General features: G+C 61.9%; 18 protein-coding genes. 12 read left to right on the top strand and 6 right to left on the bottom strand.

The window, feature by feature from the left end; translation table 11 throughout:
* Positions 1–54: 54 nt before the first annotated feature.
* The 11 genes from NKI85_RS11685 (at position 55) to NKI85_RS11635 (ending at position 11,286) form a co-directional block, all read left to right on the top strand.
* Entirely contained in the window at positions 55–987 is a 933-nt protein-coding gene (locus NKI85_RS11685; RefSeq protein WP_352530143.1) for a carbohydrate ABC transporter permease, read from the top strand.
* The gene (locus tag NKI85_RS11680) at positions 980–1,900 is read left to right on the top strand and encodes a carbohydrate ABC transporter permease (RefSeq protein ID WP_352530145.1); all 921 of its coding nucleotides are present in this window, start codon (positions 980–982) and stop codon (positions 1,898–1,900) included. Before NKI85_RS11685 ends, NKI85_RS11680 begins: the two co-directional genes overlap by 8 nt.
* Before the next feature lie 10 nt (positions 1,901–1,910).
* Positions 1,911–3,008, top strand: coding sequence for an ABC transporter ATP-binding protein (locus tag NKI85_RS11675; RefSeq protein WP_352530147.1), 1,098 nt, complete (start codon positions 1,911–1,913; stop codon positions 3,006–3,008).
* 4 nt (positions 3,009–3,012) lie between these two features.
* Positions 3,013–3,786 carry an SDR family NAD(P)-dependent oxidoreductase gene (locus NKI85_RS11670; protein ID WP_352530149.1) on the top strand — a complete coding sequence of 258 codons (774 nt, stop codon included), beginning with the start codon at positions 3,013–3,015 and terminating at the stop codon, positions 3,784–3,786.
* Between the two features lie 37 nt (positions 3,787–3,823).
* Positions 3,824–4,825, top strand: coding sequence for a sugar phosphate isomerase/epimerase family protein (locus tag NKI85_RS11665; RefSeq protein WP_352530151.1), 1,002 nt, complete (start codon positions 3,824–3,826; stop codon positions 4,823–4,825).
* Positions 4,822–5,634 carry an SDR family NAD(P)-dependent oxidoreductase gene (locus tag NKI85_RS11660; RefSeq protein WP_352530153.1) on the top strand — a complete coding sequence of 271 codons (813 nt, stop codon included), beginning with the start codon at positions 4,822–4,824 and terminating at the stop codon, positions 5,632–5,634. Before NKI85_RS11665 ends, NKI85_RS11660 begins: the two co-directional genes overlap by 4 nt.
* 202 nt (positions 5,635–5,836) lie before the next feature.
* Complete coding sequence (locus tag NKI85_RS11655) at positions 5,837–7,084, top strand: ABC transporter substrate-binding protein (protein WP_352530155.1); 1,248 nt, start codon at positions 5,837–5,839, stop codon at positions 7,082–7,084.
* A gap of 4 nt (positions 7,085–7,088) precedes the next feature.
* A complete protein-coding gene (locus NKI85_RS11650; protein WP_352530157.1) occupies positions 7,089–8,042 on the top strand; it encodes a carbohydrate ABC transporter permease in 954 nt (317 codons plus the stop codon).
* Between the two features lie 7 nt (positions 8,043–8,049).
* A complete protein-coding gene (locus NKI85_RS11645) occupies positions 8,050–8,865 on the top strand; it encodes a carbohydrate ABC transporter permease (RefSeq protein WP_352776757.1) in 816 nt (271 codons plus the stop codon).
* Between the two features lie 22 nt (positions 8,866–8,887).
* Positions 8,888–10,222, top strand: coding sequence for a sulfatase family protein (locus NKI85_RS11640; protein ID WP_352524486.1), 1,335 nt, complete (start codon positions 8,888–8,890; stop codon positions 10,220–10,222).
* A 68-nt stretch (positions 10,223–10,290) separates the two neighbouring features.
* Complete coding sequence (locus NKI85_RS11635) at positions 10,291–11,286, top strand: LacI family DNA-binding transcriptional regulator (RefSeq protein WP_352524487.1); 996 nt, start codon at positions 10,291–10,293, stop codon at positions 11,284–11,286.
* 12 nt (positions 11,287–11,298) lie between these two features.
* Here NKI85_RS11635 and NKI85_RS11630 read toward each other — a convergent pair whose 3' ends face one another.
* The 3 genes from NKI85_RS11630 to NKI85_RS11620 all read right to left on the bottom strand — a co-directional run bounded on the left by NKI85_RS11630 (position 11,299) and on the right by NKI85_RS11620 (position 12,298).
* The gene (locus tag NKI85_RS11630) at positions 11,299–11,739 is read right to left on the bottom strand and encodes a DUF2267 domain-containing protein (RefSeq protein ID WP_352524488.1); all 441 of its coding nucleotides are present in this window, start codon (positions 11,737–11,739) and stop codon (positions 11,299–11,301) included.
* A 236-nt stretch (positions 11,740–11,975) separates the two neighbouring features.
* Entirely contained in the window at positions 11,976–12,110 is a 135-nt protein-coding gene (locus NKI85_RS11625) for a hypothetical protein (protein WP_352776756.1), read from the bottom strand.
* A gap of 29 nt (positions 12,111–12,139) precedes the next feature.
* A complete protein-coding gene (locus NKI85_RS11620; protein ID WP_352524491.1) occupies positions 12,140–12,298 on the bottom strand; it encodes a hypothetical protein in 159 nt (52 codons plus the stop codon).
* 238 nt (positions 12,299–12,536) lie between these two features.
* On the opposite strand from NKI85_RS11620, the gene NKI85_RS11615 reads away from it, so the two are divergent.
* A complete protein-coding gene (locus NKI85_RS11615; protein ID WP_352524493.1) occupies positions 12,537–12,908 on the top strand; it encodes a VOC family protein in 372 nt (123 codons plus the stop codon).
* Positions 12,909–12,984: 76 nt separating this feature from the next.
* On the opposite strand, the gene NKI85_RS11610 is transcribed toward NKI85_RS11615, so the two are convergent.
* From NKI85_RS11610 to NKI85_RS11600, 3 genes are read right to left on the bottom strand one after another with little or no spacing between them, the layout of a single operon-like run.
* Complete coding sequence (locus NKI85_RS11610) at positions 12,985–14,181, bottom strand: glycoside hydrolase family 172 protein (protein WP_352524494.1); 1,197 nt, start codon at positions 14,179–14,181, stop codon at positions 12,985–12,987.
* Between the two features lie 24 nt (positions 14,182–14,205).
* Positions 14,206–14,988: a carbohydrate ABC transporter permease gene (locus tag NKI85_RS11605; protein WP_352524496.1), complete on the bottom strand. Its 783-nt coding sequence runs from the start codon at positions 14,986–14,988 to the stop codon at positions 14,206–14,208.
* A 52-nt stretch (positions 14,989–15,040) separates the two neighbouring features.
* A complete protein-coding gene (locus tag NKI85_RS11600; protein WP_352524497.1) occupies positions 15,041–15,976 on the bottom strand; it encodes a carbohydrate ABC transporter permease in 936 nt (311 codons plus the stop codon).
* Positions 15,977–15,990 lie beyond the last annotated feature (14 nt).

Genomic DNA, 15,990 nt, shown 5'->3' with positions numbered 1-15,990 from the left:
TGCCGATGATGGCCGGGGGCAAAGCGCCCGGCCTGACTTCGCCGGAGCAGCCCGATGTCCACCCATGATCTGATTGTACCAGCTGCCGCGGCCCGTCCGTGGCGCGAGCGCCTGGGCACGATGGTGCCCATTCTGGTGCTGGCGCCGTCGATAGCGGCGAGTTTCGTCTATGTTTTCGTCTTCACGCTGTGGACGCTCTATATTTCGCTGTCGAACTCGTCGCTGTTGCCGACCTATGGGTTCGTTGGCCTGGACAACTACGCTTCGCTCTGGGCAAACCGGCGCTGGAACATCGCCTATACGAACCTCTTCCTGTTCGGCGGCTTCTATATCGTTGGCTCGATGGCGGTCGGCCTGCTGCTCGCGATCGCTATCGACCAGCGCGTCCGCGGCGAAGCGGTTTGGCGCACCATCTTTCTCTACCCTCTGGCGGTGTCGTTCATCGTCACCGGTACGGTGTGGAGCTGGCTCTATAACCCTGTCGACGGTATCCAGGGCTTCGTTCGGGGGCTCGGCTGGACCGACTTCAGCTTCGCCCTGACGGCCAACCGCAACACGGCGATCTATGCGGTGATCATAACCGGTATCTGGCAGTCGTCCGGCTTCGCGATGGCACTTTTCCTGGCTGGTCTGCGGTCGGTCGATCCGGATCTCGTCAAAGCCGCGCAAATCGACGGCGCGTCGGTTTTCCGGACCTATCGGCGGGTCATCCTGCCAACCATCGCCCCGATATTCCTGGCGGTGGCGGTCATTCAGATACAGTTCGCCATCAAGACGTTCGACCTAGTGGCGGCGTTGACGCGGGGCGGGCCAGGTGTGTCCACCACCTTCCCCGCCATCTACGTCTACGACCTGATGTTCCAGCGCGGGCAAATCGGCGAGGGTGCCGCCGCGGCCATGATGATGCTCGCAGCGGTCGCGGTGGTGCTGGTGCCGTACTCCTTGTGGATCGTCTGGCGCAGGCGGGCGGAGGGCCGCAATGGCTGAAATTAGCCCCGATGCCCGCCGCTTTGATCCGGCCCGCCCTGATCCGGAAGCTGCCGCGGCTACGCGCCGGCATTTCTGGAGCCGCTTCCTTGTCTATGCCGTGCTGACGCTTTTCGCGGTCGTCTATCTCGTGCCGTTGCTGGTGGTGATCTTCAACTCACTGCGCGAGCAGTCGGAGATTGCCCGCAACGGCCTCATCTCCGTGCCTCGCAGCTTCCGCCTCGACGCGTGGGCGCAAGCCTGGGGAACCTACTGCGTCAGCGGTACCTGCGAGGGCATGAAGCGCAATTTTTTCAACTCGCTGGCGATGACGATCCCCGCCACGATCATCTCGACCATTCTCGGCGCCATGAACGGCTACATCCTCTCCAAATGGCGCTTCCGGGGTTCCGAACTGATCTTCAATCTGATGCTGCTCGGCGTCTTCATGCCCGGCCAGATTTCGCTGATGCCGTGGGCGTTCCTGCTCGGCAAGCTCGGCCTGACCAATTCCACATACGGGCTGGTGTTGATCCACGTCGTCCAGGGCATCTCGTTCACGACCCTGTTCTGCCGCAATTTCTACGTCAGCATACCGGACGACCTTATCAAGGCGGCTCGCATCGATGGCGCCGGGTTCTGGCGAATCTTCCGCAAGATCATCCTCCCCCTGTCGCCGCCGATTCTGATTGTCACCGTCATCTGGCAGTTCACCGGCATCTGGAACGAGTATCTGTTCGGCGTCGTCTTCACATCGGGCCAGCAGCAGCCGATTACGGCGGCGTTGGTCGCGCTCACGGCCGGCGGCACGACCGCGCGTGCTTACGATGTGATGAGCGCCGCCGTGCTGATCGGCGCGCTGCCACCGCTGCTGATCTATCTGTTCGGCGGAAAATACTTCGTGCGCGGCCTCACCCAGGGCGCCATCAAATGAGGCGTCGTCCATGTCCGCGTTGATGATCCGCAACCTTCACAAGAGCTACGGCTCGCTCGAGATTCTTGCCGGCATCAATCTCGAGGCTAAGACCGGCGAATTCATCGCCCTTGTCGGCCCGTCGGGCTGCGGCAAGTCAACCCTGCTCGCTATGATCGCCGGTCTGGAAACCGTCACGTCGGGCGAGATCTGGATCGGCGACCGGCTGGTGAACTCGGTGCAACCCAAAGACCGCGACATTGCGATGGTATTCCAGTCATACGCCCTCTATCCGACGATGACGGTGCGCCAGAACATCACCTTCGGCATGGAGAGCCGCGGCGTGCCAAAAGCGGTGCAAGCAGAAGCTGTACAGCGGGTTGCCGCCCTCCTGCAGATCGAACAGCTGCTTAAACGCAAGCCCGGCCAGCTTTCGGGCGGCCAGCGGCAGCGCGTAGCGATGGGGCGCGCCCTCGTACGCGACCCAAAGCTGTTTCTGTTCGACGAGCCCTTGTCCAACCTCGACGCCAAGCTGCGCGTCGACATGCGTACCGAAATCAAGAAGCTCCACCATCGCGTCGGCAAGACCACGGTCTACGTCACCCACGATCAGGTCGAGGCGATGACGCTCGCGTCCCGCATCGCGGTGATGAACCAGGGCTCGGTGCAGCAGTTCGACACGCCGAAGCGGATCTATGACCGGCCGACCAACATGTTCGTTGCCGGTTTCATGGGATCGCCGGCGATGAATTTCATTCCCGCCCGGTCTACCGGCTCAACCAGCATCTCGGTACGCGCCGCTGACGGCAGCGACGCTAGTCTTGTCCTCGCCGCGCCGCTGCCCGCCGGTGCGCCAAAGGACGTCGTGCTCGGTATCCGGCCGGAACATATCTACCGTTTCACGACGGACCTGAAGTCGCGGAAACCGGCTGTGGCGTCCATGCAGGCGCCGGTCGAGTTGGTCGAGCCGACCGGCGCCGAGACGCTTGCCGTCCTCAGGCTGGGTGATCTGGAGATCACCGGCCGTTTCGAGCCGGACGACGCTCCCGTCATGGGCGAGACGATAGTGCTCGGCATCGACATGTCGCGTGCCTGCCTGTTCGACCCAACAACCAAGGCGCTTCTGTGATTTGATGTCCGTACAATTCGCAACTTATCCCAGCTTGACCGATCGGGTCGTGCTGATCTCCGGCGGCGCCTCCGGGATCGGAGCCGATATGGTCCGCGCTTTCGTGGCGAATGGCGCCCGCGTGGCCTTTCTCGATGTACAGGATGAACCCGCGGAGGCATTGCTGCGCGAGCTCGGTGCTGCCGCCGGGCGAGCCCCCTTGTATCTCCATTGCGATGTGACCGACGTCGATGCGCTGCAGGCGTCGGTAGAAGGCGTGCGATTGCGGCTTGGTCCGGTCGCCGTCCTGGTGAATAACGCTGCCAATGATCAGCGCCATCCCATCGACGCGGTGACGGCCGAATATTGGGACCGCAGCTTCGACGTCAATCTCCGGCATCACTTCTTCGCCGCGCAGGCAGTGCATCCGCATATGAAGGAACTCGGCTTCGGCTCGATCATAAACTTCTCCTCCATCGCCTGGCGTTTCGGAGCGGACCAGATGGTGACCTATGCCACCGCCAAGGGGGCGGTGGTGGCCCTGACGCGTGCGTTGGCGCGGTCGTTCGGACCCGACGACATCCGCGTCAATGCGGTCGAACCCGGCGCCGTCATGACCGAGCGGCAGCGCGAGTTGTGGTTCAAGACGCAGGAGGCAGTCGACCAGACGGTGCAGCGACAATTGATCCGCCGCGTCCTCCTGGGCGAGGAGATTGCACGGACGGTGCTCTTCCTGGCAGCGGATGACAGCCGCATGATCACGAAACAGTCCATCACCGTCGATGCCGGCCTGCGATAGTGACCCCTCCCCGCTCTTCATTGGAACTGCCAAGCTGATGCTTCGTCTCGGCCTCAACCCCTACGGACTGACCTACTATCTCGGCCTGCAGGGCCGCGGCACGCCGCGGCACAATTCGGCCGGGGTGGGGCTGGAGGGCTTCATAGCACTGGCGCAGGAACTGGGCGCACGCACGCTCGAGATCTACGAACCTTGGTTGAGCGACTTGCCGGACGCCGAAATCGTCGCCCTGCGCAGGCGTCTGACCGCGCTTGACATCGTCCCGGTGGTGAGCGGCGGACTTCTCGTGGCAGGTCCGCTGGACAACACCTTTCGGGCTGCGCGCCTGCTCGAAGCGACGACGATCCGTATCGCGCTGACGCCCGTCCTGTGCGGCGACCGCAACGCATGGGGCCAGAAATGGCGCGAGTTCAACGCGATGATCCGCGCTGCCTTGACGGAATGGGGACCGCGGGCGGCGGCGGAGGGCCGGGTGCTCGGCATCGAGAACCATCAGGACTTCGGCAGCGACGAACTGGTCGCGTTTTGCGAACTCGGCGGGCCGGGTGTCGGCATCACCTACGACACCGGCAACACCTTCCCCGTCGGCGAGGCGCCGCTTGCCTTCACGCGACGGATCGCGCCGCATGTCCGCCACCTCCACCTCAAGGACTATCGCGTGCAGTTCACGGATGAGGGCTATCGTCTGGTCCGCTGCGCGATCGGGGATGGCGCCGTGCCTTTCGCCGAACTGGCAGCCATCCTTGGCGAGCACCACGACACGCTGACGGCCGTGCTCGAGCCAGGCGCGCTGGAGGCCCGTCACGTTCGCTGTCTCACCGACGACTGGTGGAACGGATATGCGCCGAAGACCGCACGCGAGTTCGCGGCCTGCCTGAGTGCTGCGCGCGTAAACCGGCTTGCGGACGACGCCGACTACCGCACGCCGTGGGAGCGCGATGATGACGGCGCGCTCGCTTCGTATGAGCTCGACATGATCCGCCGCAGCACCGCCAACATGAAGACGTTCGGTTTCATTGCAATGGAGAAATCAGCATGACCACCCGAGAACTCAGCGGCCTGACGGCCTTCGTCACCGGCTCGGGGCGCGGCCTCGGCCGCGTGATGGCCGACCGCCTGGCCGAACTCGGCGCAAACGTCGCGGTTCACGACCTCGACTGGACCCGGCCATCTCAATACGCCGAATTCGCGGATCTCGGCGACTCCGCCAAGGGTCTGGAGAAGCATGGGACGCGGGTGACCGCGGTCACGGGCAACATCGGCGACAAGCAGGCCGTCGCCGAAATGAAGAGGAAGATCGAGGCGGATCTCGGCGACGTGCACATTCTGGTCAACTGCGCCGGCGGCGACATCGGCGCCAAGGGGGTAAAGCCCAGTCCCAACAACGCACTCGACATCGACTACGACGACATCAAGGTCCTGACCGAGAACAACCTCATCGGCACGATGCTGGTCTGCCAGGCGTTCGTTCCGCCGATGGTCAAGCGTGGCTCAGGCTCGGTGATCAACATTGCCTCGGCGGCAGCGCATATCGGATGCTCGCCCGAGGTGGTCTACTCGACGCTTAAGGCAGCCGTCGTCCATTATACGCGCTGCCTCGCCAAGGAATTGATCGACGATGGCGTACGCGTCAATGCGGTGAGCCCTGGCGCCACCAAGACGGCACGGTTCCAGGCGAGCCGCGTGGTCGATCCGCAGCGCATGGACTCGAGCAAGAAATCGCTGAACCGGTATGCGGAGCCTGAAGAGATCGCCGAAGCGGTGGCCTTCCTCGCCGGTCCGCGCGCGCGCTTTATCAACGGGCAGGTCATCCGCGTCGACGGCGGTTTCACAATCTTTCCAGGTTAAGCCGCGACCGTCCATACCGGTACCGGTAGCAACTTCGCCATCGCGCGCTGCAGATAGCTCCGCCCGAGTTCGGCCAGAACCAATGCACTGCATTACACTCGGAGCTTGACAAAAACTGCAATATAGCGGGTATATTAATCGAATAATATGGCGCGCCGTCCATTGATAGGAAGGCGGGTGGCAAACCTGGGAGGAGACCAAGATGAGCCGCTACAATCCAGTCGGATTCCTGCACGGCATGGTTTTGGGCGCGGCCCTGGCGACCGCGACAGCGGCCCATGCCGAGACCTTGACGCTCTATTGGAATGCCGGCCACGCCTATCAAGCCTATGCCGATGTAATAGCGAAGTTCGAGGCCGATCATCCCGGATGGTCGGTGCAGTGGGAGAAATTCCAGTGGCCGGATATGCGCACCAAGCTGGTGGCGGATTTTGCGGCGAAGAGCCCGCCCGATCTCGTCGCCGAACCCGGCGGCTGGGTGCAGGAGTTTGGCCAGCGCAATCTGCTGCGGCCGCTAAACGACTTCATCCAACAAGACGGCAAGGCGATCGGCTATCCCGACGATTGGCAAGCCTATTCGGTCGGGCGCAACAAGCTCGGCGACCAGTACTATGGCGTCCAGATCCACCTCACCTGCGCCACCCTCGTCTACAACGTCGATATGCTGAAGCATGCGGGCTTCGACGCGCCGCCGGCGACCTGGGAAGATTTCCTGAAGGTCGCCAAAGCGACGACGAGCGGTGCCCGTTTCGGCTTCGCTCCCAACCCCAGCATCGGATACTACTGGTCGTGGCTGCTGCAGAACGGCGCGACCTATTACGACCCCAAGACAAACAAGGTCAATCTCGACAGTCCCGAAGCGATCGCGGCGATCCAGTTCCTTGCCGACTTGATCCATAAGGAAAAGGCAGCCACCAATCCGGTGGCGGGCGCTGATTACGAGGGTCCGCAAAAGCTGTTCACAGCCAACCGGGTCGCCATGATCATTACCGGTCCGTGGGACGTGAAGCCGATCCGCTCGGGCAACCCGAAGCTCAACTGGGCGGTTGCTCCCTCACTCAAGCACAAGGTGCAGGCGACGTTCGCAGGCGGCGTCAGCGTGATGATCCCGAAAGACGCCAAGCACCCGAAGGAAGCCTGGGAATTGTTGAAGCGGCTCGTCGCGCTCGACACGGAACTAGCGGCTACCAAGGAAGCGGGCATGACGATGCCGCGCAAATCCTGGGCCGAAAACGCCGAGGTTCAAGCCGATCCGGTCATCGGCAGCTTCAGCAAATGCCTGCCTTACGCGCAAGACGTCACCGCCGACCTGCGCCTCACCGGCAAGCACGCGCGAATCGAGAAGCTCCTGCAAAGTGCGCTCGAGGATATCGTCTATAATCAGAAGCCAGCAGCTGAGATCATGCCGAAATTCGCGGCCGAGGCCAACGTCATCCTGGCCAACAACTAGGCCGATGATTGTCAGCGGCAGCACCGATACGGCCGGCACGGACATTCGCGTCGGCGCCATACCGATCCGCCGAGCCGGCCGCTTCAGCCGCCGCACACGGCAAACGCTTATCGCTTACCTGCTGCTGTCGCCCGCGATCCTGTATTTCTCGGTCTATTTCTTCTATCCGATAGGGCTGGAGTTTTGGGCGAGCCTGTACAGCGGCCAGCCGCTGATCGGCGAGAGCCAATTCGCCGGACTGGACAACTACGTTGCTGCCCTCGGCGACGCGCGCGTTCGGCAGTCGCTCTTCGTGACGTTGGCCTTCGCGATAGGCGTCACCGCGGCCAGCATCGCCATTGGCCTCGGACTGGCGGTCGTGCTCAACCGGCCTATCCCGGGACGCACTCTGATCCGCGCAATCATCTTCTTTCCCTATATCACCTCCTTCGTGATCGTCGCGTTGATGTGGCAGGCAATCCTCGATCCCTACACGGGCATCTTGAATAGCTTCCTTGCCGAGCTTGGCCTGCCGACGCAGAATTGGCTCGGCGACACCTCGACCGCGCTGCCGACCCTCATCGCCATCACGGTCTGGAAGGATGTCGGCTATGCCATGCTGATCTACCTTTCCGCGTTGCAGTCGATCCCGTCCGACTTCTATGATGCCGCATCCCTCGACGGCGCCACGCCGGCGCAGCAGTTCCGCTATCTGACCTGGCCGCTGCTGACGCCGACCACGCTCTTCATCGCCGTTGTCAGCACGATCAGCCAGTTGCAGGAGCTGGCGCCGGCCTATCTGATAACTAAGGGCGGACCGGCCGACGCGACACGGTTCTTCAGCCTGCATGTGTTCGAGGCAGCCTTCTTCGAACTCAACATCGGCTACGCCTCGGCGCTGTCTTTCCTGATGTTCCTGCTGATCCTGGCCATCACCTTCGTTCAGTTCCGTCTGCTCAATCGCGAAACCACCTATTGAGGTCGGCATGAAACTGGCGAAAACGCTCCCGACCTACCTGCTGCTGCTCTTCTGCGTGGCGCTGTCGATCTTTCCGTTCCTCTATATGCTTTCGCTGTCGCTGCAGAGCGATGCCGATGTCTTCAGCGGCATTCCGATTCTGATCCCCGAGACGTGGCAATTCACGAATTACATCGACATCTGGCAGAAGGCGCCGTTCGCGCGTTTCACGCTCAACAGCTTCATCATCGCCGGCGGGATTACCGTCCTCCATCTGATCTTCGACCCATTGATCGGCTACGTCTTCGCCAAGATGGAATTCGCCGGCAAGCGCGTCATGTTTGTCGCGGTGCTGTCGACATTGATGATCCCGTTCTTCATCCGCATGATCCCGCTTTATGTGCTCACCGCGCGGATGGGATGGCTCAACACCTATCAGGGCCTTATCCTCCCATTTGCCATGAGCGCCTACGGAATCTTCCTGATGCGGCAGTTCATCCGTCCGATTCCCGACGAGTTGCTTGACGCCGCGCGGATGGACGGCTGCTCGGAGCTCGGCCTTTACTGGCGCATCGTGCTGCCGCAGGTCCGTCCGGCGCTGGCGACGCTGGCCCTCCTCACCTTCGTGTTCCAGTGGAACGAATTTCTCTGGCCGCTGGTCGCCGTCAACACCACCGAGATGCGGCCTATCACGACGGGGCTGACGCTTTTCAACCAGGAATTCTTCACCCAGTGGAACCTGACGGCGACGGGCGGGGTCATTCTCTTCATCCCGAGCCTGCTGCTGTTCCTCTTCACGCAGCGCTACTTCGTCCGCAGCGTGATGCTGGCAGGCATGAAATAACCATTCGGAGCCATTGCATCCCATGATGTCCCGCCGACCGAACGTGATCGTCTTCTTCACCGACCAGCAGCGTTGGGACACCGTCGGCGCCCACGGCAACCCGCTCGAGCTTACGCCGAATTTCGACCGCCTCGCCGGGACCGGCACGTTCGTGGCGAATTCGTTTACGTGCCAGCCCGTTTGCGGACCCGCCCGCTCCGTCTTCCAGACGGGGCGGTACCCGACCACAACCGGCTGCTACCGCAACGATATTCCACTGCCGACGAGCGAGCGCACGCTGGCGCATCATTTCGCCGCGGCAGGCTACGACACCGCCTACATTGGCAAATGGCACCTGGGCTCCGCCGAGCCGGTGACCCAGGAAGAGCGCGGTGGCTACCGCTACTGGCTCGCCTCCAATATCCTGGAGTTTACCTCCGGCCCCTTCGACACCGTCGTCCACGACAATGACGGCAGGGCGGTGAAGCTGCCGGGATACCGCGTCGATGCTCTTACCGACGCAGCGATCCGCTACGTCACCTCTAAAGAAGACGAGCCGTTCTTCCTGTTCCTGTCCTTCCTCGAGCCGCATCACCAGAACCAGACGGACAACTACCCTGCTCCGCTCGGATACGAGGAGAGGATCCGCAGAAAGCTCGCCATCCCCGGCGATCTCGCAGCGCTTGGCGGCACGACAGCCGAGCATTTTCCCGGCTATCTGGGTATGGTCGCACGCCTTGACGAGGCGTTTGGACGGCTGATCGAGGCGCTCTACAGTCTTGGCCGGCTTGACGACACGATTATCCTTTTCACCTCCGACCATGGATGCCACTTCAAAACCCGCAACAACGAATACAAGCGCTCCTGTCACGAGGCGTCGATCCGCGTACCGACACTTTTTCATGGACCCGGCTTCGAGCGCGTCGGCATATATGACGGGCTGGTCAGCCTCGTCGATCTCGCGCCGACCCTGCTCGCCGCGGCCGGCCTGAAAGTGTCCAATTCAATGCAGGGCGTCTCGCTGCTCGACGCGCTACGGGGTGAACGGCCGCCGCGCGACGAGATCTTCATTCAAATCAGCGAGCACCATGTCGGCCGCGCCTTGCGCACCAGACGGTGGAAATACGAGGTCGAGGCGCCGGGAAAAGACGGCTGGCGGGATTCCGGCAGCGATTTCTATGTCGAGGCGAGGCTCTACGACCTCGATAGCGATCCGAACGAACTGACCAATCTCATAGCTTCGCCCGATCACACAGAGACGCGTGCATGGCTGCGGGGCCGCATCGTTGCCCTTATGGAGGAGGCCGGCGAGGCAAGGCCCGAGATCCTTCCCGCCGGGCACGGAAATTGGAATGAAATCCGGATGAGCGACAGCTGAGCATGTCGCCTCGCGCTGCTGACCCAACGATGCACGAGAGAAACGTCAATCGGAGGAAAGCGCCGACCATGGCCGATGTTGCCCGGCGCGCCAATGTATCGACCGCTGCCGTGTCTTACCTGCTCAGCGGCGACAGCGCGCGCCTGAAATTCGTCGGCAAGGAGGCGCGGCAGCGTATCCTCGAGGCCGTCGCTGAGCTCAACTACGTGCAAAACCGCACCGCGCGGCAGCTGCGCCGCCAGCAGGCCGAGCGAATCTGCCTTGTACTGCCTCGTCTCGGCGTGCCGTTCAGCGACCGGATCGCGCAGGATATCCAATCGGCGGCGGCGCTGAGGGGATTTTCGACAATTATCACTGCGGGTGACAACATAGAGCGAACGGACAGGATCGTGCGCGAGGTCGAGAGCGGGCTGGCAGACGGCGTTATCGCCGACTGGCAACATCTCTCAGAGCCCGAGGTGATGCTTTTAGCCGCACGCCTGGCGGTCGCGGGCCGGCCGGCCGTGATCTTCCACCCGACCATCGAGCCGGCAGGCTTCTCGGTTGTGCGTCAGCATACCGGCAAGGCCGTCTTCGAGGCACTCGACTACCTCTATCAAGCCGGCCATCGCTGCATCGCCTATATGCTGCATGAGCAAGCGGTGGACGGAAGCCGTCTCGCCGCCTATCGCAGCTTCCTGCAAGCACGCGGCCTTCCGCTGCGAGCCGACCTAGTGATCGGCGGTGCAGAAGCGCGCAAGGCTGCCTTTGCCAATGCCACGGCGCTGGCCGCCCGCAAGGATCGGCCGACCGCGCTTTTTGTCGAATCCGATCTTGCAGCCGTGACCGCCCTGCACGCATTCGAGGAGGCCGGCCTATCCGTGCCCGGCGACATTGCAGTCATCGGCTGCGGCAATATCGACGAGGGTGAATTCAGTCATCCGGCATTGACCACGGTCGGCCCCGAGACCACCCACTACGAGCGTCTTGCCGATCATCTGATCTCACTGATATCGGCAGTGCCGGGCGCAACGCCCACCCTTTTTAACGTTTCGTGGCAGCTGGTCCGTCGCGCATCCGCATGAGCGGGACCGCCGCTACTTGACGCCAACGCTTTCAGGCCAGAGCGCCTGGATTTCTTTTGGCAGCGCATCCCGCACCTTTGCCGACTGGCCAAGGTCGATATGGCGTGCAAGCACACGCAACACCGAGCGTGCCGCATCCTCGGGATCGACAGGACGGGTCGATTTCAATTCCTCGGCGATGTGTTGCAGGAACTCCTCCAGCGAGCGTGTCTTGTCGGGCATGTCGGCGGGCCGATAGCGATCATAGTAGGCGCCGCGCACGAGCAGCGGCAATTCCGCTCCCAATTTGGCGGCCAGTCCGATCTGCAGCCTGTCCCGAAGGGTTCGCAGAACGGCGCCCAATGTATGCCAGGCGACGTGTCGGTCCGGACCAATATCCGCCATGATCTCGTCGAGCCAGATGTTTGTTATTTGAAGCGTTTTGTCAAAAACGTCCAAGCCGGTTGCGCTCATCGTCGCCTCCTCGAAAGGTTCTGCGGGCGAAACGGCGACCGGAGGCAATTGTTTCGTAGTCCTGTGAAAATTGCCCGGCAAAGCGATGAAAGCCGGTTCGGTCGGGGAGCCTTTTGCGTCAGGTCTGCTCGACGCTCTGCATCTGCCGGATTTCGGCGATCTGTCGGAAGCGGCCGTTTTCGACCACGTTGAGTGCAGTCACAGCGGCCAGATTGTCGCCCTTTTTTCATCCCACCTTACGGGCTCGCGATAGGCGATGCCCTTGCCATGACGGCAAGGCCCGCGATGCCGCCGTTCGCGTTCTGCTCGTCGATGGCGAGTTCGATCGCCTGCCTCATCTCGATGCCAAGCGCCGCCGCGTTCCCAAACAATGGGGGCGCCGATCCCGATCCGGACTGCTTTAGGCGGCGCGTTCACCACAGGCCCTGCTTGGCGCCTCGGCTTCGCTGCCGAGGATCTCGCCAGCTTCGGCGAGCGTCTCTTCCAGGCGACGCAGCTCTTCGAGCGTCAACGGCGCGCGTTCATTGTATCCGGCGATCTGCGTTCCGATATCCGGCATGAAAGTCGTCCTTGCTGATCCGAAATGCGTCTGTTTCCCGTCTAACTGAGCTTGCGCTTATCGGTTCCGAACGCCACGTCAGCTGGCAATCAAGGCCAGTCGTCACATTGGCGGAACCCGGGCATCTCTTGACTGGCTGACTGGCCCGGGCTGACAATGGCATCGAGAAGATAGCGGGATGGGAGTGCGGCCAACGGTGCTCTGCATCGCCTGGCTACTAAGCTGCGAAAGGCCTGACATGGATTGGAAGCTGGAACTGGTCCCGGTACCCGTAACGGATGTCGACAATGCAATCGCCTTTTATGTTGGGAAGGTCGGCTTTCATCTCGATCATGATCACACGGTAAGCGACGAGCTACGTTTCGTGCAATTGACGCCGCCCGGTTCGGCCTGTTCGATTGCCATGGGCAAGGGTATCGTCGACAGCACCCCAGGCTCCATAAGGGGACTGCAACTGGTCGTGCCCGATATCGATAAGGCGCACCGGCACCTCGCCGCTCAAAGTATCGAGGTCAGCGATATCAAGGATTTTCCTTGGGGCAAATTTGTCTTCTTTAAGGATCCCGACGGCAACACATGGTCTGTCCAGCAACTTCCACCTCGTAGCTGAGGCGGCGAGCTACGGCAGGATCGTGCCCCGACGCAGATAGCGCGGGATGCGCGGTTCAATTTGAACGCATCCCGCTTTAACGCCTCTTCTCGTCGAAGGCGGCATTCCAATTGTGATAAGGCGCGCGAAAGGTGGGGATGCGGTCCTTGACATCGGCAAGTGCTCCGAACGGCTTGTGCGGTTCGGCCTGATACCAGAAGGCGACCGACGAGATGTCGTCCGCGCGGCGATTGGCGTGACCGTGCTCGATGGTCACCCGGATGCGTTTGTGAAAGATGACCGGGTCTTCTATGTGCCAGCGATAGAGCGTTACCGGCTCGGTCCAGTTCGGCCCGCCGGCAGCGATGATGCCGTGATAGGGCGCGCTGTAGTCCTGTGTCGGGCACCATGCCGTGTTGAAATAATCCTCCGTGCCGGTGCCGTGTAGAGTCGGCGGCCAGGCATCGTTGGCGTCGGGGCTGGTCTCGCCACGATCGCCGATCAGTTCGGCCTTCGGCCCGATACGCGGATCGGGCTTGCGCACCGTATCCGGGACCGAAATGCCTGGCTCGCCGTCGACGAAGATCATGTCGTCGCCCTCGCCGTACCAGTCCCATAGAGCGGAGCGGCGGCGCGAATACACCGAATAGAGCACGCCGACATAGTGGCCGTGACCTTCCGCCTCCAGGATGGCGTAGTTGCCCTTCCCGTCGGTGTTTTCACCGCCAAACAGGATCTGCTCGTTGGCGAGCCCCGTCTCGTCGATGCCATCAGGTCGCTCCTGCCTGTACTGGGCATGGAAGCGACCCAGGCCCTCCTCTAGTTTTTCATGCAGTTCGAGATCGACATAGTAATAGAAAAGCAGGTCGTCCTCGGCTTCGTTGGTGACGATGAACCGCATCTGGCTGGCAAACGGCATCGGAAAATAGCAGTTGAAGGCCTTGCCGTCCTCGGGGCTTGCCTGCACCGGCAGGCTGGCAAAATTGCGGGTGCGGGCATGCCCCATGCCGAAGAAGTCACCGATCGGCGTTTCGATGCTTGGATGTTCCTCGCCATCCCAGTAAGCGCGCAGCACGATCTTGCGCAGGAAGTCCTCGCTCTTACAGGCGAGTGTCGCCCAGATATGCGTGACGATGCCGGCACCGTCATGCTCGGCAATCACCACCGTCTGGCCGGGTTCTATATGCAGCCGGTCGTCATTGCCGCCGGTGCGGTCGTAGCTTGAAAACCGGCGGGTTTTGGCGTCGCGCAATTTGGCGAGCCCGCGAAGCGGCGACAGGCCGGCGTTGTCCATGTGGTTCTCCTCTTGCTTCAGCAGTTATTTCAGGCCGCTTGTCTTGATGGATTCCATGATCTGGCGCTGGAAGATCACGAAAAGGACCAGCATCGGCACGGCGACGATGGTCGAGGCGGCCATGACGTAATTCCAGGCGGCGGCGTACTGGCTCTTGAAGTTTGCGATGGCAACCTGCACCACCCAGAGATCGAGGTCCGATGTGATCGTCAGCGGCCACAGGAAAGCGTTCCAGTTGGCGAGGAAGAACAGGATCGCCAATGCCGACAGGATCGGCCGGCTGAGCGGCAGGATGATGCTCCAATAGATGCGCCAATAGCTGGCGCCGTCCATGATCGCCGCTTCTTCCAGTTCCCTCGGCAGGGACAGGTAGTATTGTCTGAGCAGGAAGATGCCGAATGCGTTGAAGATCGCCGGAATGATCAACCCGGCATAGCTGTCCAGCATGTGCAGCATCCGCGTCAAGATGAACAGCGGCACGATGATCACCGGCAGCGACACCAGAAAGGTCGAGAACATGGCGAGGAACAGCGTGTCGCGGCCCGGAAAATGCAGCCGTGCGAGCGAATAGCCGGCCATCGAATGGAAGAACAGCGCCGCGACGGTCACCGTCGCCGATACGAAGAACGAGTTGAAGAGATAGCGCAGGAACGGCACCTCGGTCAGCACATAGAGGAAATTGCCGAGCGTCGGCCGTTCCGGAATGAGGCTCGGGGTGAAGACGTCGCTCGCTGGCTTGAGCGCGATGACCAGCATCCAGACGAGCGGGAACACGGTCATCAGGCCAAGCGCCGCGGTCGCCAGCATCCAGGCGAACCTCGCCGCTTGTATCTGCGAACGCGCGGAAGGAGTTCGGCTGTCAGTCATGCTCGAAACGCCCGCCGCGCGTCAGTATGAAGAAGAAGACCGTGACCAGCATCAGCGCCAGCACCAGCAGCGATGCCATTGCCGACGCATAGCCGAAGGCCCCGAACTGGAACGCCTGCTTGTAGATGTAGATGATCAGCACCGAGGTCGAATTGACCGGCCCGCCCTTGGTCATCACATAGATCAGGTCGAAGACCTGGCCACCGGCGACAGCCGCGACCAGCGAGACCAGGAGGACGAAGAAGCTGGTTGGCTTGAGCAGTGGCAAGGTAATGTACCAGAAGCTTGTCGCTGGCCCAGCGCCGTCGATTTTTGCTGCCTCGTAATACTCTGCCGGGATGTCCTGGAGCCCGCCGAGGAAGATCAGCATATAGAAGCCCATAAGGAACCAGACGCTGACCAGCACCAGGGTGAACAGCGCGAGATTTGGATCGCCGAGCAGCGAAATTCCGCTGAGGCCGACGAGCGGCGCCAGCCGGCTGACGATGCCGACCTTCTCGACCAGCATGAGCTGCCACACGAGCGCCACTACGACCAGGCTGACCATCTGCGGAGCAAAGAACATCGAGCGCATGACCGCGTTGAAGCGGTTGGTCTTCTGGACCAGAAGCGCCAGCCCCAGCCCGGCGACGTAGAGTGCCGGCACCAGCATCACGGCATAGGCCACGGTCACCTTCACGGACGACCAGAACAACGGGTCGCCCCACATGCGCCTGTAATTGCCGAACCCGACGAATCTATAGCCGCCGAAGCCGTTGACCTCGAAGAACCCGACAGCGAGCGAAAGCAGCATCGGCACGCCGACGAACACCAGCAGGCCGAGCGCATCGGGCAGGACGAACAGCCATGCGGCGTAGCGCTCCCTTTGCTTGGCGGTAAGGCCGCGAGCGGATTTGGCGCTCGCGGCCGGCGATTTCATCTGGTCCATGCGCATACTGGAAA

The organism is Mesorhizobium sp. M0571, assembly GCF_040320985.1.
Classification (GTDB): Bacteria; Pseudomonadota; Alphaproteobacteria; order Rhizobiales; family Rhizobiaceae; genus Mesorhizobium.
This window is presented reverse-complemented; position numbering and strand designations above follow the sequence as displayed.

Bases quoted from the DNA above. Each gene is read 5' to 3' on its own strand.
- NKI85_RS11685 (WP_352530143.1), top strand. From the start codon at position 55: ATGTCCACCCATGATCTGATTGTACCAGCTGCCGCGGCCCGTCCGTGG.
- NKI85_RS11680 (WP_352530145.1), top strand. From the start codon at position 980: ATGGCTGAAATTAGCCCCGATGCCCGCCGCTTTGATCCGGCCCGCCCT.
- NKI85_RS11675 (WP_352530147.1), top strand. From the start codon at position 1,911: ATGTCCGCGTTGATGATCCGCAACCTTCACAAGAGCTACGGCTCGCTC.
- NKI85_RS11670 (WP_352530149.1), top strand. From the start codon at position 3,013: ATGTCCGTACAATTCGCAACTTATCCCAGCTTGACCGATCGGGTCGTG.
- NKI85_RS11665 (WP_352530151.1), top strand. From the start codon at position 3,824: ATGCTTCGTCTCGGCCTCAACCCCTACGGACTGACCTACTATCTCGGC.
- NKI85_RS11660 (WP_352530153.1), top strand. From the start codon at position 4,822: ATGACCACCCGAGAACTCAGCGGCCTGACGGCCTTCGTCACCGGCTCG.
- NKI85_RS11655 (WP_352530155.1), top strand. From the start codon at position 5,837: ATGAGCCGCTACAATCCAGTCGGATTCCTGCACGGCATGGTTTTGGGC.
- NKI85_RS11650 (WP_352530157.1), top strand. From the start codon at position 7,089: ATGATTGTCAGCGGCAGCACCGATACGGCCGGCACGGACATTCGCGTC.
- NKI85_RS11645 (WP_352776757.1), top strand. From the start codon at position 8,050: ATGAAACTGGCGAAAACGCTCCCGACCTACCTGCTGCTGCTCTTCTGC.
- NKI85_RS11640 (WP_352524486.1), top strand. From the start codon at position 8,888: ATGATGTCCCGCCGACCGAACGTGATCGTCTTCTTCACCGACCAGCAG.
- NKI85_RS11635 (WP_352524487.1), top strand. From the start codon at position 10,291: ATGGCCGATGTTGCCCGGCGCGCCAATGTATCGACCGCTGCCGTGTCT.
- NKI85_RS11630 (WP_352524488.1), bottom strand. From the start codon at position 11,739: ATGAGCGCAACCGGCTTGGACGTTTTTGACAAAACGCTTCAAATAACA.
- NKI85_RS11620 (WP_352524491.1), bottom strand. From the start codon at position 12,298: ATGCCGGATATCGGAACGCAGATCGCCGGATACAATGAACGCGCGCCG.
- NKI85_RS11615 (WP_352524493.1), top strand. From the start codon at position 12,537: ATGGATTGGAAGCTGGAACTGGTCCCGGTACCCGTAACGGATGTCGAC.
- NKI85_RS11610 (WP_352524494.1), bottom strand. From the start codon at position 14,181: ATGGACAACGCCGGCCTGTCGCCGCTTCGCGGGCTCGCCAAATTGCGC.
- NKI85_RS11605 (WP_352524496.1), bottom strand. From the start codon at position 14,988: ATGCTGGCGACCGCGGCGCTTGGCCTGATGACCGTGTTCCCGCTCGTC.
- NKI85_RS11600 (WP_352524497.1), bottom strand. From the start codon at position 15,976: ATGGACCAGATGAAATCGCCGGCCGCGAGCGCCAAATCCGCTCGCGGC.